This is a genomic window from Micromonospora sp. L5 (genome assembly GCF_000177655.2).
GTDB lineage: Bacteria > Actinomycetota > Actinomycetes > Mycobacteriales > Micromonosporaceae > Micromonospora > Micromonospora aurantiaca.
Genome location: NC_014815.1, coordinates 5,754,112 through 5,770,950, shown reverse-complemented (window position 1 = coordinate 5,770,950; position 16,839 = coordinate 5,754,112). Strand labels below are relative to the sequence as shown.

Genomic DNA, 16,839 nt, shown 5'->3' with positions numbered 1-16,839 from the left:
GACGCCGGGATCAGCGCAGCACCAGCAGGTCCAGTGCGTCGATCACCGGGCCGCTGTCCGCCTGTGCTGCTTCGTGCAACCGCTGGACGCCTGCGGCGTACTCCGCATCGGTGATGAGCTGAAGCGGCGTGTGCGCCTCCCGTCGCAGGCCGGCCGCCGCCTCTCGCAGCGAGGATGCGGTGACCTGCGGGACCTGCTCGACCGCCGCGGTGGCGAAGCCGGCGGCGGCGAAGGCGGCCTCGACGTCGGCGATGCCCGGGTACGTGTCCAGCACGCGGATCGCCTCGGGAAAGTAGTCGAACAGCGTGATCGCCTCGTGCCGTCCCGCGAATGCGGACCGGATCAGCACCGGTGCGCCCGGCCGCAGTACCCGGCGCAGCTCGTGCGCCGCGGCGGCCAGGTCGGGCACGTGGTGGATGACCGTGGACAGCCACGCGGCGTCGACGCTCCCGTCGGCCAGCGGGATGTGCCCGGCGTCGCCTGCTACGAGTGGCGCGAACGCGCAGCGGGCGCGCATCGCCGCCGACGGTTCGACGGCGACCACCTCGACGCCGGGGAACCAGCCGGTGAACGCGTGTGCCCAGCTGCCGGTCCCGGCGCCCAGGTCGAGCAGTCGCATCCCCGGGCGCGGTACGAGGTGCCGGGCGACGGCGGTCCGCCAGGCCGTGAGACTGTCGTCGGTGAGGTGCCGGGTCGCGGCGAACGCCTCGGCGTCCGCGTCGTGGTACGCGATGCGGGCCATACGCCACAGCCAACTCCCCGGCGGGCTGCCAGGGCAAGCACTGTGACGCGTTACCTGTGGACCTTGGGGAGGGGCAGAGAGTGCGGTATCGGATCCACTTCGACGCCGAGCTGCCGGCGGATGCCCTGCGCGCGTTCCTGTTGACGGAGTACGGCGTCGCGCCGGAGACCGTGTACGTCGGGCGGGTCGAGGGCCGGGCCGTCGATGACCCACGGCCGGTGGCGATGCTCACCCCGCCCGACGGGGACGAGGGTTTCGGCTGGATCCTCACCGGCGACACCGAACTGGCCGCCGCCATCGGGCTCCGCGAACATGACCTCGCGGTCACCCTCGCCCGCGCGTTCGGCGTGCGGGCGCTCGTCGACGGCGGCATCCACCCCGACCGGTGGGTGCTGGTGAGCGCCGACGGCAGCAGCGGCCGGGTGCTGACCGACTCCGACGCCGCCGCCGACGGGGACCTGCGGATCGTGCACGCACTGGAACCGATCAGTGGGGAGCCGCAGCTCGCCGTCGTACCGCCGCCGGACTGGGCCCGCGACTGCTGACCCGGCCGTGCCCCGAACCGGCAATTCCTTGGGAACTATGAACCGCCGCTCGGCTCGTAGATCGTCTCGAGACCACGTTCCACGCGGATCAGCGAGTTGAGCCATGCCCGGGTCTCGGCGTCTGTCGAGTACAGGATCGTGCCGCGCATGCCTCGCGTCATCAGCACCTTGTAGGTGTTACGGATCAGGCGGTCGGCCTCCGCGTCACTGAGCGACTTGCGGCTGCGGAATGCGGGGTCCTTCGACTCCGCCCGCTGGGTCACCAGCCGGCCGTCGCGGGCGACCAGGTCGGGTCCGAGGATGACACCGGACCACTCGTACTCGAAGCCCTGTGCGGTGTAAACGCAACCGACCTGGCCGAATCCGTGCGGATCGGTGGCCCAGAACGCGCTGCCCGGCGCGTCGCCGACGCTGCGGTCGCTCTTCACGTTCCAGGGACGCGCCCAACCACCGATCCGTACGTCGGCGACCAGGGACTCGTCCGGCAGCGGGTCGCTCCACGGCCAGCAGTACCCGGCCGACATCCGCGCCGTCTCCCCGGCCGCCTGCTTCGCGGCCAGGAACGCCTCCATCTCCTCCGGCGAACTCGCCAGCCGCAGGTCGAAGCGTCCGTCTCCGGCCCACACCGACGGCTTGCCGCCGTCGAGGCCGAGCAGGTCGACGACCCACTCCTCGTACGCCTCACTGCCGCCGCACCGGAACTGGTCGTGCAGCGACACGACCTCGACATCCAGATTGAGCTGTTTCGCGTACGTGGAGATGACCTCGACGTTCCCCAACTCGCCCGGCTTGACCACCTGGTGCTCGTCGAGCAGGAAGACCGGTACCCGGGCCGCGGCGAGGAGCTCGTCGATCTGCGGCCGGGCACGGTCCCGCTTCGCCTTCGGCGTGAACCGGTTGACCGAGGTCTCCCTGATCCGGTGCGCCTCGTCGCAGATCAGCACGTCGAGCCCGTTCCGCTCGGCGGTCATGAAGCTGTTGAAGTAACCGAACAGGTTCTTCAACCGGGTGGAGCCCTTGCCCGCGTAACGCCGCAGCGTCTGGGTGAACGATCGCGAACCCGTGGCGTGCATGACCGAGCGCTGCTGCCGGGCCAGTTCACCGAGCACCGAGAGTGCGATGACGCTCTTGCCGCTGCCCGGCCCGCCGGCCACCACCACTACCGACTTGCGGTCGGCGCTGCGCGCACGCTCCACGGCGTGCAACACCAGCTCGTACGCCAGGCGCTGCTCGTCGAGCAGGGTGAAGTGGGACCGGTCCTTCAGCTCGGCGGCGGCGTAGGACAGCAGGTGCTTGCTGGGGCGTACCGAACTGGTGAGGAAGCGGTCCGCGGCGGCTGCGCCGGAGCCGGGGGCCAGGTGGTTTCGCAGGTAGTCGAGGAACCGGCCGCGGCGCTGCTTGGTGAAGATCCGGCTCTGCTCCGTCGCCCGCCGGGCGAAGAGGTCGTCGACGTCGCGGTCGACGGCGTTGTGCAGGTAGGCGGCCCCGACGATCGGGTTGCGCGAATGGGCGAGCACCCCGAGGAAGTCCGCGAGGTACTCGCAGTAGTCCTCGACCTGCACGCCCGGATGCAGCCGAGGGGTGGCGGCGTGCTCGACCAGGACCAGGCTCTCTGATCCCTCGTACGACTCGACCCGGGACCACTGCTTCAACTCCACCACGACGTAGGAGTCCTCGGCCGTCTTCGGATGTGTTCCGGCGAGGACGACGTCGATCCGCTTGCTGGTCAGCGGGAGCTGGTACTCCACGAGCATCTCGACCTGCCCGAGACCCGCGTCGGCGAGATCCTGGGCGAGCACCGGCAGGCTCCGCTCCCAGGACCGCCGTTCGGAGGCGCTCACGTTGTGCCCGATGTGCTCCGCGATCCGGTCGGCGAGGGCGCCACCGGCCGCGTAGCGCAGCAGTCCGTCGGCGGAGGTGCGAAAGGCTGACACGACTTGCCCCCGGGCAGCACGAAATGATCGTGCGCATGGGGGGCGTGTCCGGCGACGACCGGAAGCCCGTCGTTACGCGCTTGTACCGGGTGGACTGTAGCGGAGAGATCATTCTCCGGCACGCCCCGCTATCGCTTGGCCGCAGAACCTCTGACTTCTCCAGCCGGATAGCGGACGGACACCTCGGCCAACTTGGCGACTGCGGCCTCCGTCAGGTCGATGCCGAGGACGTCCGCCAGTCTCGTCAGGTAGATCATGACGTCGCCGATTTCCGCCCGCACACGTGCGCCCGCCTCGGGGTCGTCCATCACCGTGGCGGCCTGCTCCGGGGTCAGCCACTGGAACTCGGCGACCAGTTCACCGACCTCGCCGGCGAGTGCCATGGCGAGGTTCTTCGGCGTGTGGAACTGCTGCCAGTCACGTTCCTCCGCGAACGCCCGCACCAGAGCCGTCAAATCGTCCATGTCGGCAGTCTGACACCGCGGGCCGGCCGGTCACGGGAGCCCAGCCCGGTGAGAAGGTTCGACACGTGAGTCTTGACCGGCGGGCGTCGGAGGCCTCTCTCCTAACGAGAGGAACCGGGGGCAGAAGAGGGTGCGGTATCAGATCCACTTCGAGGGCAAGCTGCCGGCGGACGCTTCCGCCTTTTCCTTGAACGGGAGTACGGCATCGCACCTGACGCGGTTTACATCGGGCGGATCGATGACTGGGCCGCGGACGACCCCCGCCCGGTGGCGATGCGTACCTCGCCTGATGCGGGCGAGAGGTTCGGCTGGATGCTGACCGGCGACACCGAACTCCTCGACGCCAACGGCCAGGACCAGCGGGACCTCGCCGTCACCCTCGCCCGGACCTTCGGGGTACGAGCACTCTTCGACGACACCGCACGTCCTGACCGGGTGGCATGTTCCGTAAAGACCGTCACGTCGTCCGCCTCGCACTTTGGTCGATGAGGCTGGCCAGCGGTTCATTCGGCACGGCGATCCAGCCCTCGACAGCAGCGGTGGCCAGGTCGGCTGGTCCGGGCCGGGTTGCCTGACCCACCGCCGCCGCCCGAGCGGTCAGAGCAGCCACCACCGCGTCAATAGCATGATCGGTGCTACGACACTCACGCTCAAACGCGCCGAGGTGCAGCCAGGGAGCGGCGGTGATCAGTTTGTCCACCAGCTCGCCGAGGGCGGTTCCGTTACGCGAGCCCTTGTACCCCCGGTAGGGGAGACCCCACTTTTTCAGCGACGCCGCTGGGTACACCTCGACGAGGGTGCCGGTGCCGGTGCGGTCAACCCGCTGGCCGTCCTCGGCGAGCCGCGCCTGCAGGGCGGCACATCGCATGGCCATGTGGGCGATCCTGTCTGCTGCCACAGTCAACGGAGGCCGGCCGATCAGTGTGTGGGTCACCTTGTCAGTGCGCCGCCAAACGAGGCTTCTGCGCCAGGCACGCCCGCTCAGATCGGCTGCGACGGCGAGCTCACCCCGATGGTGAGACACGAGGAAGTCGACGAACGGTACAGGCCAGCCCAGAGGGCAATCGATTCCGACCTTGTCCGCCGTCGAGACCGTGCGAAGAAGTTCCGTGTCATCGGCGCCGACGATCAGGTTTTCGAGCATCCCGCCTTTCGCTGTCCACCGGATCCAGGCCACCGCTGTATTCGAGTCCTCTGCTGCAAGGTCGATCCCGGCCGTCAACATTCGTCCTACCGTAGGGGTGCCGGAGAGTGAAGACATCATTCGCGACGCCACCTGGATGTCGGCCGTTCGATCGGCGCTGGCCGAGCCGCTACGTCCGGAGGTGAAACGCCGTAGGCCTGTGTCGGTATGGAGGATTGGCGGCCGAATATCCGCTGACCAGGATTGCATTCGTGACGCTCTTCCTGACCTTCCCACCGTGGTTGCTGATTGGATGCCGTCAGCGGGGGAGATCGTCTGTACGCGAGGTGTGGGGAAGAAAGCCACAGCCGGCTCGTGGGCTTTCGGATCGCCCCCGGGCGGTCGCATGATCGCCCACGGTTGGACGCCGGGGGGACCGGCTCACGGCGGATGCCTTCCAGGCCGTCGTGCGCGCCGTCGACCGCGAGACGGACCGGTAGGAGCTCCAGCTGGCCGGCTCCGACAGTCGATGACTTGGACAGGATCTGTCGGAACGGAGTGAGGGGTGGTCGAATTGCTCGGGAGGCGCTGGAACGCGGCATTCGAGGGGGAGCATCTCGTCCTTCGGCGGCGACGGTTCCTTCTCTGGTGGAAGCCGGACACCCGACGGATCCCGCTGCCCGCAGTCGTGGACATCCGACCACTGCCGGCAGCCGATCACGCGCGGCGGTATGCGCAGATCACGATTGCGGACCCGGCATCGCCGCGCGTGGGCGCCATCCTGCTGATCTGGTTCGCGCCTGATCAGTGGGTACACGCAGACGCGTTCATACGAGCGCGACGACCCGCGACCACCCGGCCGGCGCGTCCCGCTACGCCGCCGGGCGCACCCGCCGCGTTGCGTACCACCGTTCCTGCTCAGTCGAGGCGGCAGGCGTACCCGGTTCCGCCGCGGATCAAGGCGGGTGACGGTAAGCGGCCGATGTGGCTCTGGCTGGACGACGGGATGATCCACGCGTCCCTCGTGCCGACGGGAGACGTAACTCCGCGGCAACTGAGCGCTGCGGAGGTCGCCCAGCTGTTGCTCGTTGACCCGGCCAGGGCGCTGCCGGCGATCCGTTCGCTGACGGGCATCGACGACATCGAGCAGGCGTTGCTCAAGCTGCGGGAGTGGCTGGCGAGGGATCCGGTCGTGGTCACGCTGAGCGCTGCGGATCTGGCCGGGCGGCGTGTCAACGAGGCTCCGCCCAAGCGGGTCCGCAGCAATCCGGATGGCACCGTCCGGACTGTTTCCGGCGGTCTGCCGAGCCTGAACAAGCGCCGCCGATGACGCGGATCGGACACGGCCCGCGGATCCGTACTCAGGTCACCAGGCCGGTGCGGTACGCGTACACCACCGCCTGCACCCGATCGCGCAGGTCCAGCTTCGTCAGGATCCGCGACACGTACGTCTTCACCGTCTCCTGACTGATCACCAACCGCGCCGCGATCTCGCTGTTCGACAGCCCGTCGGCGATCAGCCGCAGCACCTCCAGCTCCCGCGGCGTCAGCCCCACGTCCGCCGGCGTGCCCTCGGCGGGACGGATCCGCGCCGCGTACCGGCCGACGAGCTGCCGTGTCACCTCCGGCGCGAGCAGCGCGGCGCCGGAGGCGACGGTGCGGATGCCGTGCAGCAGCTGCGCCGGTGGGGCGTCCTTGAGCAGGAACCCGCTCGCGCCGGCGCGCAGCGCCTCGTAGACGTACTCGTCGAGGTTGAACGTCGTCACCACCAGCACCTTGACCGGGTGGGCGACGCCCGCGCCGGCCAGGAGGCGGGTCGCCTCGATGCCGTCGAGCACCGGCATGCGTACGTCCATCACCACCAAGTCGGGCCGCAGGCGGCCGGCGAGGTCGACAGCGGCGCGGCCGTCGCCGCACTCACCCACCGCGGCCATGTCCGGCTGCGCGTCGATGATTGTGGTGAATCCGGTACGGATCAGCGCCTGGTCGTCGCAGACCAGCACCCGGATCGGGGCGGTCACGACGCGCTCCCGGTGGGGATGCGCGCGCGGACCACGAAGCCGTCGCCCGCCCGGCGCCCCGCGTCGAATTCGCCGCCGAGCAGCGTGACGCGCTCGCGCAGCCCGGCGAGGCCGCGTCCGCTTCCGCCCGGACCCGCGGCGCGCGTGCCGGGGCCCTCCGTGCTGATCTCCACAGTGATCTCCCTGTCGCCATGGTGTACGTGCACAGTGGTGGGGCGGCCGTGTGCGTGTTTGAGGGCGTTCGTCAGCGCCCTCCTGGACCACCCGGTACGCGGCCACCTCCGCGCCGCCGGTCACCTCCGCCGGGCTGCCCTCCTGCGTGAACTCCACCGGCTGCCCGGCTTGCCGGGTCTGCTCCACCAGGGCCTGCAGTTCGCCGGCCGAGGGTGTACGCGGCTCCGTACCGTGGTCGGGGTTGAGCACGTCGAGCAGCACCCGCAGGTCGCCGATGGCGCGGCGGCCGGTGTCGGTGATGGCGGTCAGTGTGGTGTCGAGCCGGTCGGGGGCGGCGGTCAGGTAGCGGGCCGCCTCGGCCTGCACCACCATCGCCGTCACGTGGTGGGTCACCACGTCGTGCAGCTCCCCGGCGATGCGGGCGCGTTCGGCGGCGCGGGCGGTCTCGGCGACGTGCCGGCGGCGCTCGGCCTCGGCGGCGCGGTTCTGCCGCAGCCACGACCCGGTGCCCCAGGCGAGCGCCAGCAGCAGGTAGAACGTGGTGAAGCCGACCACCCCTTCGGTCGACCCCTGCCGGTCGAGGGCGACGGCCAGTCCGACGTACGCGAGGGAGCCGACGAGCAGGGTGGTCCTGCGTCCGCGGTCCAGGTGGGCGCCAGCGCTCAGCAGTGCGATGGCGAGCGCGGTGCCCGCGAAGGTGTGGTAGGCGCGTACCTGGTCGAGCGCGAAGCCGAGCGACACCAGGGCGAGGGACAGCGCCGGACGGCTGCGGCGCAGCGCCAGCGGAAGGCACTCCAGGGCGATCACCACGACTGTGAGCGCGTCGAACGGCCGAGCGGGCAGATCGCCGAGCTGCGTACCGATGCCGCGCAGCGGTGGGGTCACTGATGCGAGCGCGATCACCAGTGCGAGCGGGAGATCCCGGACCGTGACGGGCCACTGCCGCCACGAGTCCGGGAGCATCCGTCGGGTGATCATCAGGAGACCTTAACGCTCTCCGCCGGGGCCTCGGCCGCGCGGCGGCGCCGCGTCACGATGTGGCCGCGGCGGTGGGCCAGCCAGAGGAAGACCACTGTCAGCGCCGCCCCGGCCGCCACCGTGTAGAGGCTGCCCTCCGGCCCGAAGTCGCCGCCGCTGAGCAGCGTCGAACCCGACGTGCCGGCGTCCAGCAGCCCCGCCGAGTCGCCGTTGCCGGAGACGACGACGCTGAAGACGCCGCCGGCGGCGAAGTTCCACCCGAAGTGCAGGCCGATCGGCACCCACAGGTTGCGGGTCGCGGCGTAGCAGGCCGCCAGCATGAACCCCGCCTCGATCGCGATGGCGGTCGCGCCCCACAGGCTGGCGCCCGGGTTCAGCAGGTGCATCAGGCCGAACAGTACGCCGGTCAGCAGCAGCGAGAGCCACGTACCGAGCCGCTCCTCGACCAGGCGGAACAGCAGACCGCGGAACATCAGCTCCTCGGTCACCGCCGCGGCGGCCATGAACCCGAAGATGCCCACCGCGCCGGACACCGAGCCGAGACCGTGTACGTGGTAACCGCCCATGAGGGCGATGTTGACGATGACCGCCGCGAACATGGCGAACCCGATCAGCACCCCGCGGCTGAGCCTTGCGGCCGCGCCGTCCCGGGCCAGCTCGGTGACCTCGCGGCGTTCGGTGCGGCGCACCACCCACCCGTACACCATGATCGCGGCCGCGGCGGTCGCGACGCCGAGGATCAGGCTGAGCCAGGCGTTGTCCTGTGCCGCGACGACCGCCCGGCTGCCGACGAGACTGACCGCGACGACGGCCAGGAACTGCTTCACCACACGCATGACGATTCCTTCGAGAGGTCCGCGGCCGGAGCGCCGCGGTTCACCTGGAACGCTATGGATTCGCAGGCCGGGAATCGTCACCGTGCGGTGGACACTTGCGGGTAGCTCGCACGGGGGACAAGCGCTTCGAGGGCCTGCCCTCAGCAGAAATGCTGGCTCGGAGACGACCGCGGCGGACAGGCTGCCGGCATGGCGACGGGCTTCGGCGGTGAGGTGGCGACCTACTATGCGCAGCATCGGCGCGGCTATCCGCCCGAGGTGCTCGACGCCCTGGCGGCAGCCTTCCAGCTCGGTGCCGACGACACGGTGGTCGACCTCGGCTGCGGCACCGGTCAGTTGAGCCTCCCGCTCGCCGACCGGGTGGGCACGGTCATCGGCATGGATCCCGAGCCGGACATGCTGGCGATCGCCCGGCGTACCGCCCTTGACCAGGGCATCGGCAACGCCACCTGGGTGCTCGGCAGCGATGGTGACGTGCCCGCGTTGGCCCGGCTTCTGGGCGGGCGGACGGTCGGTGCGCTGACCGTCGCCGTCGCCATTCACTTCGTGGACCGCGACGCCCTGTTCGAGGCGGCCCGGCCGTTGGTGCGCCCCGGAGGTGGCATCGCCGTCGTCACCAACGGCGAACCGCTGTGGATGCAGGACACCGAATGGTCGGCCGCACTGCGCGGCTGCCTGGAACGGATGCTCGGCCACCCGGTGACCGGACGATGCCAGACCGACGAGGCCGGGCGTCGGCGCAACCGGAAGGCGCTCGTGCGTGCCGGTTACCGGTACGAGGAGACATCGGTGCGGTACGACGCGCCGCTCACCGTCGACGACATGGTCGGCGGCGTCTTCTCCGCCATGTCGGCCGAACGGTTGCCGTCCTCGCGGCAGCGGGCGACGTTCGCCGCCGACGTGCGCGACGCCCTCGGCGGGAGGACCGAGGTGATCGAGAATGTGCGGGTCTGGATGCAGTGCGGCGTGCGTGACGAGGGCTAGCGCGCGCCGCCTGCTGTCGGCTGTTGCCCGATCCGGCGGGCCACGACGCGCATGTGAAGCCCTCCGGTGCGGTCAGGATCCTCGACGTCGTCGGCGCTGACACGCTCGATCGGTCAGCCCTGCAACCGCTGCGCCCAGTACACCTGCCCGTCCGGTCCCATGTAGACGAGCGCCAGCAGCAGGTCCGGCAACGTCACGGGCGCGGTGGCGATCGGGTGTACCCGCTCGTGTCTCTCCAGGTGGGGAAACCGGACGACGAACGTCAGGGGTGAGGCGGCGGCGTCGACGATCCCCAGGCGGCTGCCGACGCTGAGCCACTCGTGCTCGCTGACCCGGATGTCGCCCGCGCCGCGCAACCACGGGTAGCGGTCGGGGATCCTGTTCTCCACACCGGCGCTGCCCATGCCGACGCTCTCCTGCGGCGCGGCCACCGCGAACACCGACGGCTTGAGATCCGTGCGCTTGTCGATGAGGAACAGCGCGAAGTACCCGCCCTCAAGCGGTGCCGGTGGCTTCTGCCACGACACGCGGCCCAGCACCAGCTGGTCACCGTCGGACATCACCGGCGCCTGGTACGCCGGCCCGAGAGCGGCCTGCGCCTCCTCGTAGCCGACGAACTCCAGGGACGAGCGGAGGTGCAGCGCTTCCGGCCCGTACGGCGGGTGCTGGTGCCACCAACGCCACCCGCCGACGGCCGCCACGGCCAGGACCAGCACCGCCACCATCGAAGCCGCCCGCCGCCACGTCACGGTGCTCAGTGAACCAGCTCGCCGCCGATCCCGTGAGCCAGCCGGGCGATCGCCGCCACCGACCGGTCGACGTCCGCCTCCGTGGTGGTCGCGTTCGACACCGAGATCCGCATCAGCCGGCGTCCCCGCCACGTCGTCCCGCCTGCCCAGCACGTCCCGTCGGTCTGCACCGCGGCCACCACCCGGTCGGTGCGCGCGTCGTCGCCGAACCCGACCAGCACCTGGTTGAGCACCACGTCGTTCACCACCTCGAACCCGGCCGCGCTCAGGCCGTCGGCGAACCGCCGGGCCAGCGCACAACACCGCTCCACCAGCGCGGCGACGCCGTCGCGGCCCAGCTCCCGCAGGCCCGCCCAGACCGCGAAACCACGGGCGCGGCGGGAGGACTCCGCGGTCAGGTCCGCGCCCGCGGGCACCCCACCGGAACCCACGAGGTACGTGGCCGTGTACGACATGGCCGCCGCGTGCACGTCGGGCCGGGCGCAGAACGCGAACGCCGTGTCGTACGGCAGGTTCAGCCACTTGTGGCCGTCGCAGGCCCACGAGTCGGCCGTCTCCAGCCCGTCCACCAGGTGCCGGGTGGTGGGGCTGGCGGCCGCCCACAGCCCGAACGCGCCGTCCACGTGCGCCCAGCCGCCGTGCCGGTGGACGAGGTCGCAGGCGCGGCGCAGGTCGTCGCACGCACCGGTGTTCACGTTGCCCGCCTGCAGGCAGACGATCGTCGGTCCGGGACCGGCGTCGCGCAGCGCCGCCGCCAGCGCGTCCGGGTCGATCGCGCCCTGCGGGCCGGTGGACACCGGGTGCAGCGCGTCGGTGCCGAGGCCGAGCAGGCGCAGCGACCTGTCGATGGTGGCGTGCCGTTCCGCGCCGGCGAACACGCGGACCGCCGGCGCGCCGGGCAGGCCGCGTCGTTCCACGTCCCAGCCGGCGTCGGCGAGCACCTGGTGGCGGGCGGCGGCGAGCCCTGCGGTGTTGGCGGCCTGGCCGCCGGTGACGAAACCGGTCGACGCGGTCGCCGGGATGCCGAGCAGCTCCTTGAGCCAGGTCCCGGCGGCCGTCTCGGCGGCCACCGCGGCGGGGGAGGTGACCGCGTTGAACGCGATCTGGTCCCATCCGGCGGCCAGCATGTCGGCGGCGGTCGCGGCCGGGGAGGCGCCGCCGACGACGAAGCCGAAGTAGCGCGGCCCGGCGGTGGCCACGAGTCCCGGTTCGGCGGCGGCCACCAGCTCCGCGAGGACCCGCTCGGGCGGCGTGGGCGCGTCCGGCAGCGGGCCGGCGAACGCCTCGTTCAGCACGGCCTGGTCCACGGGTACGCCGACCGGCCGCTCCGGCAGCGACAGCCGGTAGTCGGCCGCGTGGTCGGCGGCGCGCCGGAACAGGTGCCTCAGCTCGTCCATCGCCGCACCCTAGCCGAGGGCGCGTTCCATCCGAGCCGCCGTCATGAACGGTCCTGACCGCCGGTCATCCCGAGTGCGGCGTCGAGCCGGTCCAGGTGCACGGCGACCGGTCCCACGGTGAGCAGACCACTGCCTGCCCCTGCCAGCTCGCCTGCCGCCGGGGCGAGCGCGGACCGTGCCCGGAGCATCGCGTCCCGGTCGCCCAGCGCTACGGCGGCGCGGCCGGTCAGGCACCACAGCGCCTCCATGAGCAGGTCACGCGGCGGCGCCGGGGTGCGCCGCAATGCCTTGGCGGCCTCCTCGCGCCGGCCGTCGGCGAGCAGGAGCAGCGGGCGGGCCCAGGGCGCGTACGGGCCCCAGTCCGTGTCCGCCGGGAAGACGGCCGGCAGGTCGTGCCACACCCGCAGGCAGAGCAGCGCCAGCGGCGCCAGCCCGCGTTCCACGCCGGGCATGCCGCAGCCGGCCAGTCCGGTCGCCCACGACCGGTACGCCGCCTCCGCGTCCGGGTACGCGGCTCCGGTGGCGGCTGTCCGCATGGCCCGGTAGCCGCCGGTGAACACGCCGACGAGCGGGCTCTCGTGCCGGGCGGCGAGCCGGTCCGCCGCCTCGGCGTGCGCGTCGGCGGTGGTGAAGTCGGCGAGTGCGCTCCGCGCCTGCACCCGGATCAGATGTCCGAGGATCTCCACTGTGGCCAGGCCGTGCCGCGCCGCGAGCGCGACCAGTTCGGCGCCGATCCCGTCCCGCTCGGCGGCCAGCCCCGCGCGGTGGAACGTCTGCATGTACACGCCGTTGAGGGCCTGGGCCAGCAGCGCCGGGTCGGCCACCCGCCGGGCGATCGCCTCCGCCTCCCGCGCGGCCTCGGCGGGGCGCGGCGACGCCGTACCGCGGGACTCGATGGCGACGGTGGCCAGCAGCCGGGCGCGGGTCGCCTCCGGCGCGTCCGGGCCCAGCCCGGCGAGGGCCCGCTCCGCGGCCGCGACGACCCGGGCCGCCTGCGCCGGGTCGTCCGAGCGGGTCCAGATCGCGGGTACGTCGTACCCGCCGATGACCCGCGCGGTGAACTCCGGGTCGCCCAGCTGCTCGGCCGCGGTGATGGCCGCCTCGCGCTGGTCCCGGGCGGCCTCCAGTCCGCCCGGCCCGGTCACCGCGAGGCTGCGCAGCAGCCCGACCGTCGACTCCAGCCGGGCCCGCGCGCCGGGGACCACACTGCGCTCGTACGCCGCCGCGGTCTCCGCCCAGACCCGCGCCGGGCCGGTCGGTTCGGGTTCGGCCTGGCGCAGCAGGTCGGTCTCCAGCCGCCGCAGCCGCGGTCCCGGGTCCAGGCCGAGTTGGTCGCGCAGCAGTTCCCGGGCGCGGCGCAGCACGGCGAGCGCGTCGGCCTGCCGCCCGGCCCGGTAGAGCGCCGACGCCAGCAGCGCCCACCCGTCCTCCCGCCACGGGTGCGCGGCGACGTGGGCGTCGAGATCGGGTACGGCGTCGGTGGCCCGGTCCAGCGCCAGCAGCGCCTCGGCCCGCCGCTCGACGGCTGTCAGCCGGATCTGGTCCAGCCGGGACCGCTCGGCGTGCGCCCACGGCTGGTCGAAGTCGGCGTACGCGGGTCCGCGCCACCAGCCCAGCGCCTCGTCGAGCCGGTCCAGCGCGGCCCGGGGCAGCGCGTCGGCCGCTGCGGTGACCGTGTCCTCGAACCGCCAGGCGTCGACGGTGTCCGGGTCGGCGCGCAGCGCGTACCCCGGTCCGTCGGTGACCAGCAGCCGGGCCGGCTCGCGTGGCGGACGGTGCGGTTCCAGGCGGCGGCGCAGCGCCGCGACGAACGTGCGGACCGCGCCCACCCCGCCGGGCGGCGGGTCGTCCCACAGGTCGTCGACGATCTGCCCGACCGGCACGGTCCGGCCCCGGGCGGCGACCAGCCGCGCCAGCACGGCCCGGTGCCGGGGCCCCTTCAGGTCGACCGGCGCACCCGCGTCGTCCCAGGCCGTGACCGGACCCAGCACACCGAAACCGACAGGCACCGACCCCTCCTCGACCCGGGTCACCGTATCGCGCTCATCGGTTGCTCATCCGGCGCCGCCACGCTGGACCGGTACGACGAGACGAAAGAGGGATCGAGATGAGCACCACCATCGCGGGATTCGACTACCAGCGCGTTCCGGTCGCCGAGGACGTGGCGCTGAACGTGGCGGTGGGGGGCTCCGGCAGCCCGGTCGTGCTGCTGCACGGCTTCCCGCAGACCCACCTGATGTGGCGGCACGTCGCCGCCGACCTGGCAGGCGAGCACACGGTGATCTGCCCCGACCTGCGCGGCTACGGCGCCAGCGACAAGCCGGCCGCGCACACCGAGGACACGTACAGCAAGCGGACCATGGCCGCCGACGTGGTGGCGCTGGCCCGCGCGCTCGGACACGAGCGGTTCGCGCTCGCCGGGCACGACCGGGGCGCCCTGGTGGCGGTCCGGGCCGGCCTGGACCACCCGGACGCGGTCACCCACCTGGCGTCGCTTGATGTGCTGCCCACCCTCGACATGTGGGACGTGCTGCACGGCGCCTCCGCCTCGGTGGCGTTCCACCTCTACCTGATGGCCCAGCCGCCCGGCCTGCCCGAGACGATGATCGCGGCGAGCGCCGACGCGTTCTTCGGGCACTTCCTGGACGCCTGGGCCGGTGACCCGGCGGCCATGCCGGCGGAGGTGCGCGCCGAGTACCTGCGTGCCTCCCGGGAGGCGGTCGACTCGATCGTCGCCGACTACCGGGCGTCGGCCGGGATCGACGTGGCGCACGACCGGGCGGACCGGGACGCCGGGCGGCAGCTGACCATGCCGGTCACCGTCATCCAGCAGGACTGGGGCGCCGCGCTGGGCTACGACGCGGCGGCGGTGTGGCGGGCCTGGGCACCGGACCTGGAGCACCGCACCACCACGGCCGGGCACTTCATGGCCGAGGAGGCACCCGGCGAGATCGCCGGGGCGCTGCGCGCGCTGCTCAAGCGGTAGGTACGGCGGTCCGGGCGCGCGCGGCGCCCGGACCGTCCGCCCCCGTCCGCTCAGCCGGCCCGTCTCCGGACGTGCCACAGGCCGAGCGCCGCCAGCAGACCGGCCGCGCCGAGGTGGAGCGCCAGCTCGATCCACTGGAACGCCCAGAACCGGCGGTTCGGCTGGTAGGCCAGGTCCACGTGCAGGTCGAGCGCGCCGAGACAGACCGCCGTGTCGCCGAACGTGCCGGTGGCGCCGGTACGCGGCGGATCGCGGAAACAGGTGCCGAACGCCTCGTCGGAGAGCTGACGCCCGTCGGCGGTCCGCAGCGGGCTGATGTCGGTGACCCAGGCGCCCGGCACGTCCAGCCCGCCGACCACAGGGGAGCCGGTGATGCTGCCCAGGTTGCGGGCCCGGTTGACGGTGTCGGCGGTCATCGGCACGGTGATGCGCTCCGGCGGCAGGTAGTGCGGGCGCAGCAGGTTCGGCACCGCGAGCTGCACCACGACCACGGCCAGGAACACCACTGCCATCGCCGGCAGGGTGCGGCGCAGCAGCAGCCCGGCGACCACGCCGAGGACGAGGCCGAACACCGCGTACCCGACCGGTGCGACGCCGCGCGCGCCGAACAGCACGGTGCTGAACCGGTCGCCGGCGACCCGGTCGACGGGCGAGGCCGCCCAGGTCAGCAGCGCACCGAGCACACCGGCGACGAGCGCGGCGGCGGCCGAGAGCACCGCCAGCTTGACCGCCAGCCAGCGGCGGCGGGGCACGCTCTGGTTCCACACCAGCCGGTGCGTGCCCTGCTCCAGTTCCCGGGCGACGAGCGGCGCGCCCCAGAAGGCCCCGATCAGCGCGGGCACCAGCGCGAAGCCGCCGGCGAGGAACAGCATCGTCTGCGCGTACCGGTCGGGCAGCCGGGCCGGATCCGGTACGGCGCGGATGTCCGCGCCGAGGCGCAGCAGGTAGGCGCCGGCCAGCACCAGCAGGGCGGCGCCGACGAGCGCCGGGAGGCGGAACTGCCGCACCGTCATCCGGATCATCGGGTCACCGCCGGGCGGGTGGCGGCCCGGGACAGGTACGCCAGGACCAGTTCCTCCAGAGTGACCGGCGCGCCGTCGCGTACCGCCGGTCCCCGGACCACGACGCGGCCGGGCTCGGCCCAGACCACGTCGGCCCCGGCGGGCGCCGCGGCTGTCCGGTGGTGCGTGGCGAGCAGGTCCGGGACCGGACCGGCCACCTGCACCCGGGCGCCGCAGAGCACGACCAGGTGGTCGCAGACCTGCGCCACATCGCCGAGCAGGTGCGAGGAGAGCACCGCGCCCGCGCCGAGTTCCCGCACGAATCCGGCCAGCCCGTGCATGAACTCGCGGCGCGCAAGCGGGTCCAGCGCGGCGGCCGGCTCGTCGAGGATCAGCAGCTCGGGACGTTTCGCGGCGGCCAGCGCGAGGGCCAGTTGCGCGCGCTGGCCGCCGGAGAGCCGGCCCGCCTTCTGCGCCGGGTCTAGGCCGACCTCGTCGACGCGCCGCCGGGCCAGCGTCGAGTCCCAGGACGGGTTCAGCCAGGCGCCCATCCGCAGGTGCTCGGCGACGGTGAGGGAGGCGTAGACCGGCGTGTCCTGGGCGACGAAACCGACCCGGGCCAGGTGCGCGGCGTCGGCGGCCGGTGGCGAGCCGAGCACCGTCAACGTGCCCGAGGTCGGCGCGATCAGCCCGCAGGCCAGTTGCAGCAGCGTGGACTTTCCGGCGCCGTTGGGGCCGACCAGGCCGACCACGTGCCCGCGCGGAACGCTCAGGTCGCAGTCGGCAAGCGCGGTGCGGCGGCCGTACCGTTTGGTCAGCCGCTCGGCGTGCAGGGCGTGTGGTGGATGCATGCGGCTCATCCTGGGCACGTCCGGACCGGCGGGCATCGGTCCGGAGCAGGGTCC

General features: G+C 72.6%; 16 protein-coding genes and 1 pseudogene. 5 read left to right on the top strand and 12 right to left on the bottom strand.

Going from position 1 to position 16,839, the window contains the following annotated elements; genetic code table 11:
* Positions 1-10 precede the first annotated feature (10 nt).
* The gene (locus ML5_RS26590) at positions 11-742 is read right to left on the bottom strand and encodes a class I SAM-dependent methyltransferase (protein WP_013476886.1); all 732 of its coding nucleotides are present in this window, start codon (positions 740-742) and stop codon (positions 11-13) included.
* A gap of 80 nt (positions 743-822) precedes the next feature.
* On the opposite strand from ML5_RS26590, the gene ML5_RS26585 reads away from it, so the two are divergent.
* The gene (locus ML5_RS26585) at positions 823-1,287 is read left to right on the top strand and encodes a hypothetical protein (RefSeq protein ID WP_013476885.1); all 465 of its coding nucleotides are present in this window, start codon (positions 823-825) and stop codon (positions 1,285-1,287) included.
* Positions 1,288-1,322: 35 nt separating this feature from the next.
* Here the strand turns inward: ML5_RS26585 and ML5_RS26580 are convergent, their stop codons facing one another.
* Complete coding sequence (locus tag ML5_RS26580) at positions 1,323-3,221, bottom strand: DUF2075 domain-containing protein (RefSeq protein ID WP_013286206.1); 1,899 nt, start codon at positions 3,219-3,221, stop codon at positions 1,323-1,325.
* 128 nt (positions 3,222-3,349) lie between these two features.
* Positions 3,350-3,685: a nucleotide pyrophosphohydrolase gene (locus tag ML5_RS26575; RefSeq protein WP_013476884.1), complete on the bottom strand. Its 336-nt coding sequence runs from the start codon at positions 3,683-3,685 to the stop codon at positions 3,350-3,352.
* A 267-nt stretch (positions 3,686-3,952) separates the two neighbouring features.
* Here ML5_RS26575 and ML5_RS32145 point away from each other — a divergent pair, with 267 nt between their 5' ends.
* Positions 3,953-4,174 carry a hypothetical protein gene (locus tag ML5_RS32145; RefSeq protein ID WP_143766957.1) on the top strand — a complete coding sequence of 74 codons (222 nt, stop codon included), beginning with the start codon at positions 3,953-3,955 and terminating at the stop codon, positions 4,172-4,174.
* Here ML5_RS32145 and ML5_RS26570 read toward each other — a convergent pair.
* Positions 4,143-4,910, bottom strand: coding sequence for a DUF429 domain-containing protein (locus tag ML5_RS26570; RefSeq protein ID WP_013476882.1), 768 nt, complete (start codon positions 4,908-4,910; stop codon positions 4,143-4,145). The genes ML5_RS32145 and ML5_RS26570 overlap by 32 nt on opposite strands.
* A gap of 463 nt (positions 4,911-5,373) precedes the next feature.
* Between ML5_RS26570 and ML5_RS32990 the strand changes: the two genes are divergently transcribed.
* Positions 5,374-6,138 carry a hypothetical protein gene (locus ML5_RS32990; RefSeq protein WP_236619297.1) on the top strand — a complete coding sequence of 255 codons (765 nt, stop codon included), beginning with the start codon at positions 5,374-5,376 and terminating at the stop codon, positions 6,136-6,138.
* Positions 6,139-6,169: 31 nt separating this feature from the next.
* Here ML5_RS32990 and ML5_RS26560 read toward each other — a convergent pair whose 3' ends face one another.
* From ML5_RS26560 to ML5_RS26550, 3 genes and pseudogenes are all read right to left on the bottom strand, one after another.
* The gene (locus ML5_RS26560) at positions 6,170-6,829 is read right to left on the bottom strand and encodes a response regulator transcription factor (protein ID WP_041784290.1); all 660 of its coding nucleotides are present in this window, start codon (positions 6,827-6,829) and stop codon (positions 6,170-6,172) included.
* Positions 6,826-7,981: pseudogene (locus tag ML5_RS26555) on the bottom strand (sensor histidine kinase). The gene ML5_RS26560 and the pseudogene ML5_RS26555 overlap by 4 nt, the downstream one beginning before the upstream one ends.
* Positions 7,981-8,817, bottom strand: a complete 837-nt coding sequence (locus tag ML5_RS26550; RefSeq protein WP_013476879.1) for a CPBP family intramembrane glutamic endopeptidase — start codon at positions 8,815-8,817, stop codon at positions 7,981-7,983. Before ML5_RS26550 ends, ML5_RS26555 begins: the two are co-directional and overlap by 1 nt.
* 189 nt (positions 8,818-9,006) lie before the next feature.
* Between ML5_RS26550 and ML5_RS26545 the strand changes: the two genes are divergently transcribed.
* Complete coding sequence (locus tag ML5_RS26545) at positions 9,007-9,801, top strand: class I SAM-dependent methyltransferase (protein ID WP_013476878.1); 795 nt, start codon at positions 9,007-9,009, stop codon at positions 9,799-9,801.
* 113 nt (positions 9,802-9,914) lie between these two features.
* Here ML5_RS26545 and ML5_RS26540 read toward each other — a convergent pair whose 3' ends face one another.
* Genes ML5_RS26540 through ML5_RS26530 form a run of 3 tightly spaced genes read right to left on the bottom strand, consistent with a single transcriptional unit; the run spans position 9,915 to position 13,956 of the window.
* Positions 9,915-10,550, bottom strand: a complete 636-nt coding sequence (locus tag ML5_RS26540) for a hypothetical protein (protein ID WP_236619296.1) — start codon at positions 10,548-10,550, stop codon at positions 9,915-9,917.
* A gap of 5 nt (positions 10,551-10,555) precedes the next feature.
* On the bottom strand, positions 10,556-11,947 hold the full coding sequence (locus ML5_RS26535) for a pyridoxal-dependent decarboxylase (RefSeq protein ID WP_013476876.1): 1,392 nt from the start codon (positions 11,945-11,947) through the stop codon (positions 10,556-10,558).
* Between the two features lie 41 nt (positions 11,948-11,988).
* Entirely contained in the window at positions 11,989-13,956 is a 1,968-nt protein-coding gene (locus ML5_RS26530; RefSeq protein WP_013476875.1) for a BTAD domain-containing putative transcriptional regulator, read from the bottom strand.
* Positions 13,957-14,054: 98 nt separating this feature from the next.
* Between ML5_RS26530 and ML5_RS26525 the strand changes: the two genes are divergently transcribed.
* Positions 14,055-14,933 (top strand): alpha/beta fold hydrolase, encoded by an 879-nt coding sequence (locus ML5_RS26525; RefSeq protein WP_013476874.1) that lies wholly within the window; start codon positions 14,055-14,057, stop codon positions 14,931-14,933.
* A gap of 50 nt (positions 14,934-14,983) precedes the next feature.
* Here ML5_RS26525 and ML5_RS26520 read toward each other — a convergent pair whose 3' ends face one another.
* Complete coding sequence (locus tag ML5_RS26520; RefSeq protein ID WP_013286225.1) at positions 14,984-15,955, bottom strand: ABC transporter permease subunit; 972 nt, start codon at positions 15,953-15,955, stop codon at positions 14,984-14,986.
* Complete coding sequence (locus ML5_RS26515; protein WP_013476873.1) at positions 15,952-16,785, bottom strand: ABC transporter ATP-binding protein; 834 nt, start codon at positions 16,783-16,785, stop codon at positions 15,952-15,954. The genes ML5_RS26520 and ML5_RS26515 overlap by 4 nt, the downstream gene beginning before the upstream one ends.
* Between the last annotated feature and the right edge of the window lie 54 nt (positions 16,786-16,839).